The sequence below is a fragment of the Pseudovibrio japonicus genome (genome assembly GCF_014651595.1).
GTDB lineage: Bacteria > Pseudomonadota > Alphaproteobacteria > Rhizobiales > Stappiaceae > Pseudovibrio > Pseudovibrio japonicus.
The window spans coordinates 13941-27797 of sequence record NZ_BMXE01000011.1 but is presented as its reverse complement, the minus strand read 5'-3'; the positions used below and the strand labels follow the sequence as shown (position 1 = coordinate 27797).

Annotated in this window: 16 protein-coding genes; 9 read left to right on the top strand and 7 right to left on the bottom strand. The window is 53.5% G+C overall.

The window, feature by feature from the left end; genetic code table 11:
* Positions 1 to 60: 60 nt before the first annotated feature.
* Complete coding sequence (gene ruvX, locus IE076_RS21065) at positions 61 to 558, bottom strand: Holliday junction resolvase RuvX (RefSeq protein WP_189438778.1); 498 nt, start codon at positions 556 to 558, stop codon at positions 61 to 63.
* 142 nt (positions 559 to 700) lie between these two features.
* On the opposite strand from ruvX, the gene ung reads away from it, so the two are divergent.
* A complete protein-coding gene (gene ung, locus IE076_RS21060) occupies positions 701 to 1378 on the top strand; it encodes a uracil-DNA glycosylase (RefSeq protein WP_189438777.1) in 678 nt (225 codons plus the stop codon).
* Between the two features lie 134 nt (positions 1379 to 1512).
* The gene (locus IE076_RS21055; protein ID WP_189438776.1) at positions 1513 to 2241 is read left to right on the top strand and encodes a metal-dependent hydrolase; all 729 of its coding nucleotides are present in this window, start codon (positions 1513 to 1515) and stop codon (positions 2239 to 2241) included.
* Positions 2242 to 2410: 169 nt separating this feature from the next.
* Here the strand turns inward: IE076_RS21055 and IE076_RS21050 are convergent, their stop codons facing one another.
* The 4 genes from IE076_RS21050 to IE076_RS21035 form a co-directional block, all read right to left on the bottom strand.
* Positions 2411 to 2884, bottom strand: a complete 474-nt coding sequence (locus IE076_RS21050; RefSeq protein ID WP_189438775.1) for a YHS domain-containing (seleno)protein — start codon at positions 2882 to 2884, stop codon at positions 2411 to 2413.
* Between the two features lie 356 nt (positions 2885 to 3240).
* Entirely contained in the window at positions 3241 to 3714 is a 474-nt protein-coding gene (locus IE076_RS21045) for a YHS domain-containing (seleno)protein (RefSeq protein ID WP_189438774.1), read from the bottom strand.
* A 190-nt stretch (positions 3715 to 3904) separates the two neighbouring features.
* On the bottom strand, positions 3905 to 4456 hold the full coding sequence (locus IE076_RS21040) for a TetR/AcrR family transcriptional regulator (protein ID WP_189438773.1): 552 nt from the start codon (positions 4454 to 4456) through the stop codon (positions 3905 to 3907).
* Positions 4456 to 5421: a GlxA family transcriptional regulator gene (locus tag IE076_RS21035; RefSeq protein WP_189438772.1), complete on the bottom strand. Its 966-nt coding sequence runs from the start codon at positions 5419 to 5421 to the stop codon at positions 4456 to 4458. Before IE076_RS21035 ends, IE076_RS21040 begins: the two co-directional genes overlap by 1 nt.
* 81 nt (positions 5422 to 5502) lie before the next feature.
* Between IE076_RS21035 and IE076_RS21030 the strand changes: the two genes are divergently transcribed.
* The 4 genes from IE076_RS21030 to gatA all read left to right on the top strand — a co-directional run bounded on the left by IE076_RS21030 (position 5503) and on the right by gatA (position 9127).
* On the top strand, positions 5503 to 6717 hold the full coding sequence (locus IE076_RS21030; protein ID WP_189438771.1) for an MFS transporter: 1215 nt from the start codon (positions 5503 to 5505) through the stop codon (positions 6715 to 6717).
* A 150-nt stretch (positions 6718 to 6867) separates the two neighbouring features.
* Entirely contained in the window at positions 6868 to 7155 is a 288-nt protein-coding gene (gene gatC, locus IE076_RS21025; RefSeq protein WP_189438770.1) for an Asp-tRNA(Asn)/Glu-tRNA(Gln) amidotransferase subunit GatC, read from the top strand.
* 11 nt (positions 7156 to 7166) lie between these two features.
* Positions 7167 to 7640, top strand: coding sequence for a GNAT family N-acetyltransferase (locus tag IE076_RS21020; RefSeq protein WP_189438769.1), 474 nt, complete (start codon positions 7167 to 7169; stop codon positions 7638 to 7640).
* A gap of 5 nt (positions 7641 to 7645) precedes the next feature.
* On the top strand, positions 7646 to 9127 hold the full coding sequence (gene gatA / locus IE076_RS21015) for an Asp-tRNA(Asn)/Glu-tRNA(Gln) amidotransferase subunit GatA (RefSeq protein WP_189438768.1): 1482 nt from the start codon (positions 7646 to 7648) through the stop codon (positions 9125 to 9127).
* Between the two features lie 69 nt (positions 9128 to 9196).
* Here the strand turns inward: gatA and IE076_RS21010 are convergent, their stop codons facing one another.
* Together IE076_RS21010 and IE076_RS21005 are read right to left on the bottom strand one after the other, a co-directional pair.
* On the bottom strand, positions 9197 to 9673 hold the full coding sequence (locus IE076_RS21010) for a DUF2269 family protein (protein WP_189438767.1): 477 nt from the start codon (positions 9671 to 9673) through the stop codon (positions 9197 to 9199).
* Positions 9670 to 10974 (bottom strand): SDR family oxidoreductase, encoded by a 1305-nt coding sequence (locus IE076_RS21005; RefSeq protein ID WP_189438766.1) that lies wholly within the window; start codon positions 10972 to 10974, stop codon positions 9670 to 9672. The genes IE076_RS21010 and IE076_RS21005 overlap by 4 nt, the downstream gene beginning before the upstream one ends.
* Positions 10975 to 11106: 132 nt before the next feature.
* Here IE076_RS21005 and IE076_RS21000 point away from each other — a divergent pair, with 132 nt between their 5' ends.
* The 3 genes from IE076_RS21000 to IE076_RS20990 all read left to right on the top strand — a co-directional run bounded on the left by IE076_RS21000 (position 11107) and on the right by IE076_RS20990 (position 13810).
* Positions 11107 to 11580 carry a MarR family winged helix-turn-helix transcriptional regulator gene (locus IE076_RS21000; protein WP_189438765.1) on the top strand — a complete coding sequence of 158 codons (474 nt, stop codon included), beginning with the start codon at positions 11107 to 11109 and terminating at the stop codon, positions 11578 to 11580.
* Positions 11581 to 11593: 13 nt separating this feature from the next.
* Positions 11594 to 12271, top strand: coding sequence for a cysteine hydrolase family protein (locus tag IE076_RS20995; RefSeq protein ID WP_189438764.1), 678 nt, complete (start codon positions 11594 to 11596; stop codon positions 12269 to 12271).
* A 324-nt stretch (positions 12272 to 12595) separates the two neighbouring features.
* Positions 12596 to 13810 carry an NAD(P)/FAD-dependent oxidoreductase gene (locus IE076_RS20990; RefSeq protein ID WP_189438763.1) on the top strand — a complete coding sequence of 405 codons (1215 nt, stop codon included), beginning with the start codon at positions 12596 to 12598 and terminating at the stop codon, positions 13808 to 13810.
* Positions 13811 to 13857 lie beyond the last annotated feature (47 nt).

Sequence of the window (13857 nt, the reverse complement as noted above, 5' to 3'; positions counted from 1 at the left end):
ATTGTCATCTTGAAGACCTACGTGCTCAGCACAGGCTAAGATGCCGGTATGCCAGAAGCATCACTCTGCCTCGAAGAGGGATGTGCCGCCGTAGTTGATGCGATCAAGGAAGCCCTGCAGGATATAGGTGGCGGCCATTTTGTCGACGAGTTCGGCGCGGCGGGCGCGGGAGCGGTCGGCCTCAATGAGTGTGCGGGTGACGGCTGCGGTGGAGAGGCGTTCGTCCCAGTAGGTGATGGGGATTTCCGTTTTCTGGGCCAGATTGCGCACAAAAGCGCGGGTAGCCTGGCAGCGGGGGCCTTCGGTGCCGTCCATGTTGAGGGGCAGGCCAATCACGAGACCAAAGACACCGTGTTCCTGGCAAAGATCGAGCAGGCGCTCCACATCCTGTGTAAACTTCTTGCGCTTGATGGTTTCCAGTGGAGAGGCAATCTGCCGTCCGGAATCGGTGAGGGCCAGACCAATGGTCTTGGTGCCGAGGTCGATACCGATCAGGCGATCATCGTTATAAAGCGCGTCGCAGAAATCTTGTAAAGAAAGAGAAGGATCATTTGCCATGGCGGCGAGTTAGCACGGCTTGGGAGGAAGGCCAAGCGGGTAAGACGTTTTTTCTCGGGGACATGCTGTTTCCGGCGGAACTGTGCGGCAGCTGTTCTGGTAAAGGTAGGAACACAAGAAGATTGAGCAGGCGGAGACAGGCGTGAGACAGGTGCAGTTTGAAGAAGGGTGGCAGGGTATTTTAGCTCCCGAGATGGACAAGGCCTACTTTCAGAAGCTTCAGGCGTTTTTAGATGCTGAAGCTGCTGCGGGGAAGACAATCTATCCGCCTGTTGCTGAATGCTATGCGGCTTTTGAAGCTGCGGCTCTAAGCGATGTGCGCGTTGTTATTTTGGGGCAGGACCCTTACCACGGCGAAGGGCAGGCCCACGGGCTTTCCTTTTCTGTTCGCAAAGGGGTGAAGCTGCCGCCCTCGCTGCGCAATATCTACAAGGAGCTGGAAAGTGACCTTGGCTACGCGCCAGCTGATCATGGTTGTTTAAACCACTGGGCGGAGCAGGGGGTGTTGTTGCTGAATACCTCATTGAGTGTGGAGGAGGCGAAGGCCGGGTCGCACGCGAAGAAGGGCTGGGCGCCGTTTACGGATGCGGCAATTAGGGGGCTTTCCGAGGCGCGTGAACATTTGGTGTTCATCCTCTGGGGGGCTCATGCGCAAAAGAAGCTGGATCTGATTGATGAGAGCAAACATCTGGTTTTGATGAGCGCGCACCCTTCACCGCTGTCGGCACGGCGTGGGTTTTTCGGGTCGGCTCCGTTTTCAAAAACCAACGCCTACCTGAAGCAAAACGGCCTGCCGGAGATTGATTGGGAGATCTGGTAGGTGGTTGACGGGGCCGTGAACTTTGAACGGTTTCATTTAAGGGTTGTGTAACGAAGTCCCACCTAGTCTAGGTGCCGTATGGTTACTTTGAGGGCGCCCAATACAGGCGTGCCGCATTGGGAGGGATTGGTGATATGGATATTCAGTTTCTGGGTCATTCTGCGTTTAAAGTTCGTGTTCCGGGTGCGACAATTTTGATTGACCCCTTCCTTACTGGTAATCCGAGCTTTCCGGAGGATATGAGTGTGGAGCAGGTGAGCGAAGGTGTTGACCATGTTCTGCTGACACACGGCCACTATGATCATGTGGGTGATACCTTTGATATCCTGAAAGCAACGGATGCGACACTCACGGCGAACTTCGAGATTTCCATGTGGGCCAAGGATCACGGTATCGAGAAAATCAATCCGGTTGAACAAGGTGGCTGCGTTAATATGGGCGCGTTTGAAGTCGCGATGACCAACGCGGTGCACAGTTCGTCTTACGCCTCCAGCATGGAGCGCAACGTTATGGACATCTATCTGGGGAACCCGGCAGGCGTTATTGTAAAAGCAGAGAATGAGCCAACATTGTTGCACATGGGTGATACGGATATCTTCTCTGACATGGCGTTGATCAATGAGATTTACCGGCCGGAAATCGGCATTGTGCCAATTGGAGACCGCTTCACCATGGGTGCCCGTACTGCTTCGATGGCATGCGAGCGTTACTTTGATTTCCAGACCATCATTCCCTGCCATTACGGCACGATGCCGATCATTGACCAGAGTGCTGATAAATTTATCAAGTATATGGGAGATGACGCGTTTCGAGTGGCTGCGCTAAAGGCCGGGGAGACGGCTAAGATCAACAAGAGCACGTAGCCTGATCAGGTTTCCTATGTCGCATAAAGAAAGGCCCCGGCATGGACCGGGGCCTTTTTGAGTTTGATGAGGACACTTTCCGCGTTTTGTTATTTCACCGCAGGGTCACGCTCTGTTGGGGAGCAAGCGCGATTGGTATGGCCTTTAGCCCAGCTTGGGTGGGACTGGCTTAAAGGTCCCCTTCCGGCGTGTTCTCGATTGTTGGCCAATTCTCATTTGCTTTGGCGATGGTGGCTTGCGGGTCTTTGAGGAAGTGGCGCTGGGCACCTGCATGGGCATTCAGGTACAGCTTGCCGTCAACGATTTTCCATTGCTCCGGCTGGATCGGGATTTTGAGGCCAAAGCTTACGCCGGTTGCGCACCAGCCGCCGTATTGTGGGGCGTACTTGGTTGGGTCTTTTTCGAATTCCGCGAGGTTTTCAGCGGAAGAAAACAGCCAGGTAACATCCTGATATTGGGTGGAATACTCTTCCTGACCCGGAACTGGCTTACCTTCTTTGAAGTAGGCAACCGGGTCGGTTCCCCTGATTGCATAGCCTTCTTCGACGAAGTTGGTCACCTCATCGGCCACTGCCGTTATCGGAACAGTTACAAGTGCGGACAGGACAAGTCCAACTGCAAGAACTGAGGATCGGATCGGCATGGGCAACTCCTTCGGGCTATTGTGTAGAAACGAGTTTGGCCTGTTCTGTTTACCAGGTGATTAGATGTTGGGGCCGGTTTTTAATGTATGCTGTAAGCACACTATGCGTGAGGAGCTTCCCTTACGCCAATAACGCTTGATCACCAATTCGAGAAATGGTTGTGATATTGTACATTGCCCGTTTTGATAGGTGTGGGTGGGTGGTAGAGATGCTTTCGGAAAATGGGGTTGTGAAACGGAAAAAAACCGCAGAGGTCTGCGGCTTTCTCCAGGTGCAGTGCATAGGCTACGATGAGATTTGGGGAATATCGAAATAGGCCAGGCAATGCCTATTGCAGCCTATGCACTGAAGGGAATTAGAGCTTTTCTGGAGGTACGTCGCGGATATCTTCCCAGTTCGCATTTGCGTTGATGATTGTTTCGCTTGTGCGGGTTTGCATGCGCTTGACTGCGCCGTCATGGGCGTTGAGGTAGAGCTTTCCGTCAACGATGTCCCAGAGTTCCGGCTGGGTTTCCAGCTTGGTGCCGAAGGATGTGCCAACGGCGCACCAGCCGCCGTATTGCGGGGCAAACTTTGTAGGCTCTGCGATGAACTTGTCGCGGTTTTCAGCGCTGGAGAATTTCCAGGTTACGCCGTCGTACTGCGCGGTGAATTCCGCTTTGCCCTGCACGGGCTTGTTTTGCGTAAAGTAGGCAACAGGATCGGTGCCCCCGATTGCGTAGCCGCCTGAGGTGTAGGTGGAGATTTCATCCGCGAATGCTCCCAATGAGCTTGCGGAAAGGACAGCACCTGCAATGGCGGCTGCAGCAGCAATGGATTTGATTTTCATTCTTTTACCCTCAATAAAACGATGAAGTGCTCCGAACAAACGCAGCACCGGTCAGGAATGGTGCTGAATTTGTCTGGCGACCTCGGCCCGCGGATTTGCCCGTTCTTTTCGAGGTGCATTCTTCTTGCCCCAGGAGGGTGGGTGAGCGCCAATCAAGTGTCATCACCAAGCAGCGAGAAGCTTTGATCTGTTATGATCGGGTCGTAATGCTTTGGATTACCTCGGAAATTTCTGAGTTGGATGGCTTTCGGCGGCGTATGAGGCTGGTGAAAAACACAAAGCCGAGAAGTTGGTCAATACTGGTTTCCATGTTGGCTGTGGTGTTCCAGTAGACGAAGATCTGCCTGAAGTGGGTGCGTTGCTCCCCTTCAAGGAGGGATAGCTCTTCGGCTAATGAGGGTTCTGCGTGCAATGCAAGCCACGCGGAGCCCAATGGGGTCTCACAGAGTGCCTGTAACATACCTGAGGTGGCGTCCAGCATATCGTTTTGAAAGGTGGACATGCCGGGGTAGGTTGGTGGGACCTGCCTGAACCCATAGCGCAGGGCTTCCAGTGCCAGAGCTGCTTTGTTTTGCCAGCGGCGATAGAGCGCTTGCTTGGAGGTGCCAATGTCCTGTGCAATCTGCTGTGTTGAGGTGCCGTGGTAGCCGTTGGTTGCAAGAGCTTGGAGCATTGTTTTCATGATCTTGCGGGTGAGGTCCGTGTTGCGCGGGCGGCCTCTTGGGGTGACTTGATCGGGCATCAGGAGAACCTCTCGACATACTCTGATGGGGTGATACCGAAGCGTCGTTGAAAGGCGCGGCGCAGGTTCTGGATATGCCCAAAGCCCGAGAGGCTGGCGGCCTGTTTGATGGAGCTGCGTTTCAGGAGTGCGGTTCTGGCAAGGTCCAGCCGTAGTTGTTCTACGAACTGGGCAGGGGTGGCGCCAATGTCTTCCTTCAGGCGACGGTGTAGCGTGCGAGTTGAGACGCCTGCGGATTTTGCCATGTTCTCGATGGTCCAGTCTGCTTCTGGCTCTGACAGGATGATCTCCGAGAGTTTGGCGATGTTGGATTGTCCGGCGGCTTGCAGCGAGAGGGCGGATGAAAACTGGGCTTGCCCGCCGTTGCGACGCAGGTAGACGACCAGTTCTTGTGCGGTTTTCAAGGAGATCGCAGAGCCGAGATCTTGCTCAATAAGGTGCAGGGCGAGATCGATGCCTGCCGTGACGCCTGCCGAGGTGTAAATATCGCCTGATTTCACGAAGAGCTGATTGAGCTGCCAGTCCACGTCCGGAAACTGAGTTTGCGCGGAGGAGGCGCGGCTCCAATGGGTGCTGGCTTGCTTGCCATTGAGGATGCCAGCGTCGGCCAACAGAAGTGCGCCAGAGCAAATGGAGACGATGCGCGTGTTGTTTGTTCTTGCCGCAGCTTCGTGGAGCAGGGTGTGCACGGTTGTGTTGCCCAGCTGGTTATCAATGCGTCCGCCGGGAATGAGCAGGTCAGCTGAGCGGTTCCAGTCGGCAAAGGTGCCGTCAACGGCGACCTTCATGCCGGGTTGGGTTTCTACAGGCTGGCCATCGATGGACAGGGTCCGGAGAGTATAACCGGGTTGATAGCTATCTGCGGTCCAGAACGCCTGCATGGGGCCGGCCAGATCGAGAAGATTGATCCCGTGATACACGAGCGCATCAATTTGACGGGGCTGTTCAATTTGTATGTTTGGCATGATTTGAAGCTTGAATGTCCTAACTGCCAACTGGTGTACGCGGTAATTTAAGGACAGTCAAAGTTTCTTCGAGGAATAATTATGGGATTTTCTGAGGTGGCGGGGCAGGGACCGGCCTACAGGGCGCGCAACTTTCCGCTCATTTTGATTGCAACCGCAATTCTTTCCATGCAGATGCCAATTCTGATTGCGATCAGTGCGTTGGCAGGATCGTACCTTGCACCGCATCCGACCATGGCGACCGTGCCGCTTGCGTTGCAGATGTTCGGCAACTTTCTCTTTGCCACGCCGATCTCTCTGTTTATGGGGCGCTTTGGAAGGCAGAAGGGGATCTTGCTGGGGGTGGTGCTGAGCATCATTGGGTCGCTGCTGTGCGTTTATGCGCTTTATGCCAATCAGTTTGTTGTGTTGCTGGCCGGGCATGTTTTGCTGGGCATTGCGACCGCAGCTTATACCTTTATGCGTTTTGCTGCTTCTGACAGTGCCAGCGAGCGATGGAAGCCGATGGCGATCTCGCTGAGTATGTCCATGGGGCTGCTTTCGGCTTTCCTTGGCCCGAGCCTTGTTGGGGTGGTGAAGGATTTTGGCGGCGTCATTCCGTTTATCGGCAGCTATCTGGCGCTGGCTGGTGTTGCTGTTGTGGGGGCGTTGCCTGTGCTTGGGTTGCGCCTGCCGCCTGCGTCGAAAAAGGGGCAGCAGGCCACAGGGTTTGCTGAGAGCCTGAAGGTTTTGCGCAGGCCTGCTGTCTGGAGTGCAACAGCGTGTGCCGGGCTTTCTTTCGGGTTCATGACCATGCAGATGTCGCCAACGCCGCTTGCCATGGAATATTGTGGTTTTTCCGTTGGGCAATCCAGTGATGTGATCCGCTGGCATCTGGTGGCGATGTTTGGCCCCAGCTTCGTCACCGGCTATATCATTCGCCGGATTGGAACCAACACTGTGATGGTGCTGGGTCTGTTGATGCTTTCTGGCGCAGGTGTGGTTGGAGCGTTTAGTTCTGAGCTTTGGGCGTTTTATGTGGCCTTGATCCTGCTTGGCATTGGCTGGAACTTTGGTTTCATCGGCGCCTCATCGCGGCTTGTTGAAGTGGTTGCGCCACAGGACGCGCCGCTCGCGCAAGGTGCCAATGATGCTGTTGTTGCGCTGGTTTCTGCGGTCTGTGCGCTTTCAACCGGTATCTTGTTTGGTACGGTTGGCTGGGCGTGGCTGTCTCTGTCTGCGCTTCCGTTGCTGTTGGTCTTGGCATTGTGGCTGGTGGTTTCAGGTGTTCGTGGCAGACAGTTTGGGTATGCTTAACTATAATCGGTCCTAATTGGTTCCGTAAGTATGAGAATATGAGGGATGAACAGCAGGGCAGAGATTGTTCTGCTGTTTTTTTGTGTTTATAGCTCTTCTCCATGAATTCGAGGCGGGCAGTTCTTTGCCCCCGCAATTTCGGAGTGAAACATGTCGGTTGATCTGAACACGGTAAAACGTGTTGCCGGGCTGGCTCGCATCAAGGTTGATGACGCGCAGGCTGAGAAAATGACTGGTGAGCTGAACGTGATCCTTGGTTTTGTTGAGCAGCTGAACGAGGTGAATGTTGACGGCGTTGAGCCGATGACCTCTGTGGTTGAAACCACCATGAAGAAGCGCGTAGACGGCCAGACAGACGGCGGTTACGCGGACAAGGTTGTTTCCAACGCACCTGTGCATGAAGACAACTTCTTCACTGTGCCTAAGGTTGTTGAATAGGGAATTTCTGCATGAGCGTTTCTGTTGGAATTGAAGATCCGCGCCAGGACGATGTTGTTGCTTTGGTAGAGCAGCTCACCCAAACGCTTTTGGAACTTACGCCTGCTGAGGCTTGCCACCACATGTCCGTTAAGGAAATGGCGGGAGCAGATACGACCGTGTTTGTCGCGCGAGAGGCTGGTAAGGCGATTGCCTGCGGTGCACTGAGACTGCACTCAAGCGATACGGGTGAGGTTAAGCGCATGTTCAGCTTGCCTGAAACGCAGGGCAAAGGTGTTGGTCGGAGAATCCTTCAGAAAATTATCGCTCATGCAGAAGAGGCGGGATTGACCAGTCTAGTTCTTGAAACTGGTTGGAACTACGAGGCTGCTATTCGTCTTTACGAAAGCTCAGGTTTTGAGCGCTGTGGCCCTGTTCTGGATTATCCCGAGCACCCTGAATCTGTTTTCTATAAAAAGCCGCTTGCGGCTGTCCTAGAGATGTAGAGACTATGACTGATCTTACAAAACTGACGATCGCTGAGGCGCGCGATAAGCTGGCTGCCCGCGACTTTACTGCAACCGAGCTGACTGAAAGCTATCTGGGTGCGATTGAAACCGGCAACGAAGCGCTCAACGCTTACATTGCTGTGACCGGTGATATTGCCCGGGAGCAGGCGAAAGCCTCTGACGCAAAAATCGCTGCTGGCGAAGCGCGTCCGCTGGAAGGTATTCCTCTCGGCATTAAAGACCTTTACGCGACCAAGGGTGTTCACACTCAGGCATGTTCTCATATTCTCGATGGCTTCAAGCCTGAGTATGAGTCCACTGTGACGCAGAACCTGTTTGACGACGGTGCTGTGATGCTGGGTAAGCTGAACATGGATGAGTTCGCGATGGGCTCTTCCAACGAGACATCTTACTACGGCAATGTTGTTAACCCATGGCGCCGCAACGGTTCTGACACTGCGTTGGTTCCTGGTGGGTCTTCCGGTGGTTCTGCTTCTGCGGTAGCTGCGCATCTTTGTGCGGCGGCAACAGCTTCTGATACGGGTGGTTCTATCCGCCAGCCAGCTGCGCTGACCGGTACTGTGGGCATTAAGCCAACTTATGGCCGCTGCTCTCGTTGGGGTATGGTTGCGTTTGCCTCTTCTCTGGATCAGGCTGGTCCGATTGGCCGCACCGTGCGCGATAACGCGATCCTGCTGAAGTCTATGGCCTCTGTTGATGCAAAAGACACCACATCCGTTGATGCGCCTGTGCCGAACTATGAAGACTTCATCGGCAAGTCCGTTAAGGGCATGAAGATTGGTATTCCTAAAGAGTACCGCATGGACGGTATGCCAGAGGAAATCGAAAAGCTTTGGCAGCAGGGTATTGCATGGCTGAAGGAAGCTGGCGCCGAGATCGTCGAGATTTCTTTGCCGCACACCAAGTACGCTCTGCCTGCTTACTACATCGTGGCTCCAGCGGAAGCGTCTTCCAACCTGGCGCGTTACGATGGTGTTCGCTACGGTCTGCGTGTACCGGGCAATGACATTGTAGAAATGTATGAGAACACACGTGCAGCTGGCTTTGGCGACGAAGTGAAGCGCCGTGTGATGATCGGCACCTATGTTCTGTCCGCTGGTTACTACGATGCGTATTACCTGAAAGCGCAGAAGGTTCGTACCCTGATCAAGCAGGACTTTGACACTGTATGGGCGGATGGTGTGGATGCAATCCTGACCCCGACCACGCCAGATGCCGCGTTTGCGCCGGGCGAGATCACTGATCCGGTGACCATGTACATGAACGACGTGTTCACCGTGACGGCCAACATGGCTGGTGTTCCGGGCATCTCCATTCCAGCTGGTTTGAACAAAGACGGCCTGCCACTGGGCCTTCAGCTGATCGGCAAGCCATTTGACGAAGGCACCCTGTTCCAGGTTGGCGAAGTCATCGAACAAGCCGCTGGCCGCTTCGAGCCTTCCACCAACTGGTGGAGCAAGTAAGCTTCAGCACTGCTTTTGAAATGAAGAAGGCCTCGGAGAAATCCGGGGCCTTTTTTGTTGGTGCGGATCTTATGAGAACTGAACAGCTGGCCTCACAATCATTAGCCAGACTATCCCTAAAATAGCTAGGAAGGCTGGGAAGCCGCAGGCGAACCAGATGCGGTAGAGTTTATGGTAGCGCAATGGTAGGGGCGTACTCATTGCGACTGCTGCTGTGGCGAGGTTTCTGAGTTGAATTTGTATCCAGACCACTGGCAGCCAGAATGCACCGATGACAAAGTAAAGTGCTAATGAGAGAGCAATCCAGCCTTCAGTCAGTGACCAGCCAACTTCTTTTGCGAGTAGGAATCCGGTGATGGGCTGAATGATCACCGCGCTTGCTGTGAAGAGCGTATCTGCAATAACAACAGTGCCTGCAGTGTGAGCGATTGCGGCTGCATCCAGTGTTCTGGCTGCGATGACCATGAAGAAAGCTATGCCAGCTCCAGTTCCGATAAGAACGCATGCACCGATGATGTGCAGGAACTTGAGGAGTTCGTAGGTCATCTTTCCTCCAGCAGCAGGATCGGGAAGAGTGCAAGGATCATCGCCGGGATTGTTTTTACATATGGACCGAGAGGGTCTAGCCAGAGATCGCTTGCCCATAATGTTCCGGCCCCAAGATAACTCAATGTCACTGCTGTCATGCCCAGGCAGGCGAGGCGAGTATGCCTACGAAAGAGGATGAGTGTGCCCAGGAAGATATCAGTCACGCTACCACCTAAGACGAAAAGTAGACTGACAGTCTGGCTAAAGCCTCGGTTAAGCAGGACTGTTTGTGCCTCTTTGAATTGAGATGCACCGATGATACCGGAGGCAAGCCAAAAGAGGGCAAGGCAAGCGATTGTGATTGGGAGTAACAAGTAGAGCCTTGCAAACCAGCGTTCTTGGGTAGAACTGGGAAGCTGCGCCAGTGTTTCCTGTAGCGTCTGACAGGTGAAGCCACCGGCTTGCTTCCAAGTCGAAGTATCGGCGACAATGCCGTCTTTGAGTGTTTCAATCGCGGTGGAGCGTAATGGCGAACGCCAGCCAAACTTGCCTAGGGCATCTGCCAGCTTGCTAGTTGTTGTCAGGACCCAATCTGGTGTTTTGAGTGTAACGCGCCATTTTGGAAATCCTTGCCACATCCTTATCGTCTTAGTGAGTTGCCAAAAGCTTTGCGAGGTTTCTTCTGCAATATCAGCTGTGGTGCCTTCACGAATATGCCCGAGTGCGCACCAGGTCACAGACTTAGCAAGATCGTCAACTGAGATGCATTGGATCTGACTCTCTGGGAACACTTTGAACCCAATGAGTGGCATTGCGCTGGCGGCACGCAAAAGTGCGGTGCCGCCGTAGGCTTGCGGGCCAACGACAAGCGCCGGGCGTAGGATGATTGCATGTGGGAGATGCTGCCGGACAAGTGCATCACCTTCTGATTTGGTTCGGAAAAATTGTGTGGTGGCATTCGTGCTTACACCAGCCGCAGAGATCTGGATGAAGCGTTTGTCTGTTTCTTTCAGAACATCACACAGTCGCTTGATGGTCCTAACATGGATTTCCTCGAGATTATCTTTGGAGGAATCCTGGAGGGCGCCGGATGCGTTGACGATAATATCTGCACCCTCAAGGATCTCCCGCCATTGGCTGGTCGAGGCCTTCGCGATGTCACGGATATGCCACAGGATATCTGGGAAAGCTTGCATGGCCGCAGTTTGCGAGCGTCCTACGCCGGTGACATGAAATCCTGCTTTTTGGAAGTGTTTGACACATGCTGCGCCAATGAAGCCGTAAGCGCCGAGTACGACTGCTGATTTTTCGGTGGTCATGAAGGGCTTTGCACAAAACGAGAAAGAGACTCACAAATTATCCATAGAGTCTAGCACGGGTTCTATTCGAGTGTTGTATTTAAATTGTCAACTCGGTTGACAGAATCAATTGATGCTGGTTTCCTCAGGGTTATGGAAGAGAGAGTTTTTCAGGCAGGCCCTGATTTGGCGGATGTGCTTTATGAGGGGATTCAGATTACGCGGCCTTTGCTGCGGCATATCACCAATGCGGTCGATGTTGGGGCGCAGAGATACGGTGTGAGTGTGGGGGAGCGGGCTATCTTGGAAGCCTTGCTGAACAGTGAGGAGCCGTTGACCGCGCCCGCGATTACCGAGCGGCTGGACCTGAAGCGCCAGTTTGTGGCGCGGATCTTGTCGGCTTGCAAAAATGCGGGGTTTGTAGAGGCGCAGGCCAATCCGGCGCATATCCGTTCTCACTTTTATGCGCTGACAGACAAAGGGCGCGATGCCATCACTGCGATCCGGCAAGCGGAGATCTTGAGAGTTGAAGAGCTTTTGCAGTCTCTGAGCGCAGATGAGGTACGGGCGCATCTGAAAGTGCAAAGGGCTTTGCTGGCGTGTTTTTCTTCTTTGGCTCAGTCATGATTGGGAGGGGTTGATGGGTTCGTGGAATTTAATTGGATTTGTTGTTCTGGTGCTTGTGATTGGTGTTGGGTACACCGCGTTTCAAATAATGCGCAAACAGCGCGCTAGGCGGGGCGAGATGATTGATAGGAGCAAGCAGGATCAGATTGCATTGGTTGTAGTGGATGTGCAGGAGGATTTTACCAAGGATACCAAAGCAAGGAAGTGGCCGTCGTCCTACGTTGAAGAGCGGATTGCGCGGATAAACGTGTTGGCAGCAGAAGCTCAGGCGCGTGGTCAGCCGGTAATAGCGGTGCGACATATTTTCGATGGAACCGTTACTAACTTTTTGATTGGTTTGTTTGGCGAGGGATTGGGAACGAAGGGGTCAGATGGACTTGCGCTGGACGCGCGGCTTCGGTTTCAACCGAGCGTGGATGTGGTGAAACATGTTGGAGATGCGTTTACCAGCAATGAGTTGGAGGCTTTCCTCAAGGCGCACAAAATCGGTCGGCTCAGGATTGTGGGGCTTGATGGCTGCTATTGTGTGAAAAGCACAGCACTTGGTGCGCTGAGCCGTGGGTATGATGTCGAGTTGGTTGAGGATGCAGTGCTTTCCATTAAACAGAAAGCTTGGGAGGGCTGTCGGACTGAATTGGCAAAACGGGGTGTGCGGTTTGCTAAGTCTGCTCAGCTTGCTGAAGCTCAATAGGTTCTGATTTATCTACAGGTTGCCAGTTGCACATTATTAACATGCGCACTACATGTGATTTGGAAAGTCCGCGTCTCGCGCGGGCTTTTTTGTTTGCTGTCGATGGTCAGGTCTGGATGCAGAGCGGAGCGGATCGGCAGATTACTGATGTATTAAGCGACCTACTAGATATTGGGTATTTTATCGATTCAAGGCATAGAACGGCGGAATCTACTCATTTGCCTTGGGGATTAATTAGGGAAAGGCTGTGGGTATATTGTTTAGATTGCCGCGTAATGTGCTATGGGTCTTTCTCTTAACAATAAAAGAGCAAACAGGAATAGCATGGCAGACGTTGAGTGCATCGTAATCGGTGCAGGAGTTGTGGGCTTAAGCGCGGCTTATGAACTGGCGCGCAGGGGACGTGAAGTGATTGTGCTTGAACAGCATGAGATCATCGGCTCCGAAATCAGCGCCCGTAATTCCGAAGTTGTCCATGCAGGGATTTATTACCCGAAAGACTCTTTGAAATCAAAAGCTTGTGTGCAGGGCAAGGAGATGCTCTATTCCTTTTGTGAGGAATATGGTGTGCCTTACAAGCGGATTGGCAAGCTGATTGTGGCGACAGATGACAGTCAGGTTTCCATGCTTGATGATATTCGCGCGCGCGCCGCAGCCAATGGTGTTCATGACCTGTTGAAGCTCAATGAAGCGCAGGCGCAGGGCTTTGAGCCCAATCTTGCATGCAAGGGCGCCCTGTTTTCGCCCTCCACAGGCATTGTGGATAGTCATGCGTATATGATGGCGCTGCAAGGCGGGTTGGAAGCGCATGGCGGACTGGTTGTTGTTGGGACCGAAGTTACCCAAATTGAAACCGGAATGCGCCCAAGCGAGCTGATGGGTGCTGACATTCTGGTGGAAGAAGATCTGCACGCGGCAGGCTATCCGTCCGATGAGGACGAGGAAGAGGAAATCGTAGCCAAGAACTTCAAAGGCGACGGGTTTACCGTTGTCATGAAAGATGGCTATGCGATTACCTGCCGGGAGCTGGTGATTGCAGCTGGTCTTCACTCCAACAAGATGCTCTCCAAACTGGCAGGGCACATGTCCCGTCAGGTGCCAAAGCTTTACTACGCAAAAGGCAACTATTTCAGCCTTGCTGGTGATGCTCCGTTTTCACACCTCATTTACCCGGTGCCAGTGCCGGGCGGGCTTGGTGTTCATCTGACGATCGACATGGGCAATCAGGCGCGTTTTGGTCCGGATGTGGAATGGGTTGACGAGATCAACTATGATGTGAACGAAGCGCGCCGCGCGCAGTTTGGTGCCGAGATCCGCAAGTATTACCCGGATCTTGCGGAGGAGAGCCTGCAGGCGGATTACTCCGGTATTCGGCCCAAACTGGTGCCAGCAGGCGCTGCGGCAGCTGACTTTGCTGTCTGGGGTGAAGAAACCCACGGAATTCCGGGATTGCTGGCTTATATGGGCATTGAAAGCCCCGGTCTGACGAGCTCTTTGGCGCTGGGTTCCATGGGTGCTGATCGCCTGATTGGTGCATGAGCTCTTTCATCTAATCTTCCCCAAAATACTAGGAAAATATAGGCTTT

What these genes read in the sequence shown, in the direction of transcription:
- IE076_RS21050 (WP_189438775.1), bottom strand. Translation starts at nt 2,884, where the DNA reads ATGCCGATCCGATCCTCAGTTCTTGCAGTTGGACTTGTCCTGTCCGCA.
- IE076_RS21030 (WP_189438771.1), top strand. Translation starts at nt 5,503, where the DNA reads ATGGGATTTTCTGAGGTGGCGGGGCAGGGACCGGCCTACAGGGCGCGC.
- gatC (WP_189438770.1), top strand. Translation starts at nt 6,868, where the DNA reads ATGTCGGTTGATCTGAACACGGTAAAACGTGTTGCCGGGCTGGCTCGC.
- ruvX (WP_189438778.1), bottom strand. Translation starts at nt 558, where the DNA reads ATGGCAAATGATCCTTCTCTTTCTTTACAAGATTTCTGCGACGCGCTT.
- IE076_RS21005 (WP_189438766.1), bottom strand. Translation starts at nt 10,974, where the DNA reads ATGACCACCGAAAAATCAGCAGTCGTACTCGGCGCTTACGGCTTCATT.
- IE076_RS20990 (WP_189438763.1), top strand. Translation starts at nt 12,596, where the DNA reads ATGGCAGACGTTGAGTGCATCGTAATCGGTGCAGGAGTTGTGGGCTTA.
- IE076_RS21055 (WP_189438776.1), top strand. Translation starts at nt 1,513, where the DNA reads ATGGATATTCAGTTTCTGGGTCATTCTGCGTTTAAAGTTCGTGTTCCG.
- IE076_RS21045 (WP_189438774.1), bottom strand. Translation starts at nt 3,714, where the DNA reads ATGAAAATCAAATCCATTGCTGCTGCAGCCGCCATTGCAGGTGCTGTC.
- IE076_RS20995 (WP_189438764.1), top strand. Translation starts at nt 11,594, where the DNA reads ATGGGTTCGTGGAATTTAATTGGATTTGTTGTTCTGGTGCTTGTGATT.
- IE076_RS21035 (WP_189438772.1), bottom strand. Translation starts at nt 5,421, where the DNA reads ATGCCAAACATACAAATTGAACAGCCCCGTCAAATTGATGCGCTCGTG.
- IE076_RS21000 (WP_189438765.1), top strand. Translation starts at nt 11,107, where the DNA reads ATGGAAGAGAGAGTTTTTCAGGCAGGCCCTGATTTGGCGGATGTGCTT.
- IE076_RS21020 (WP_189438769.1), top strand. Translation starts at nt 7,167, where the DNA reads ATGAGCGTTTCTGTTGGAATTGAAGATCCGCGCCAGGACGATGTTGTT.
- gatA (WP_189438768.1), top strand. Translation starts at nt 7,646, where the DNA reads ATGACTGATCTTACAAAACTGACGATCGCTGAGGCGCGCGATAAGCTG.
- IE076_RS21010 (WP_189438767.1), bottom strand. Translation starts at nt 9,673, where the DNA reads ATGACCTACGAACTCCTCAAGTTCCTGCACATCATCGGTGCATGCGTT.
- IE076_RS21040 (WP_189438773.1), bottom strand. Translation starts at nt 4,456, where the DNA reads ATGCCCGATCAAGTCACCCCAAGAGGCCGCCCGCGCAACACGGACCTC.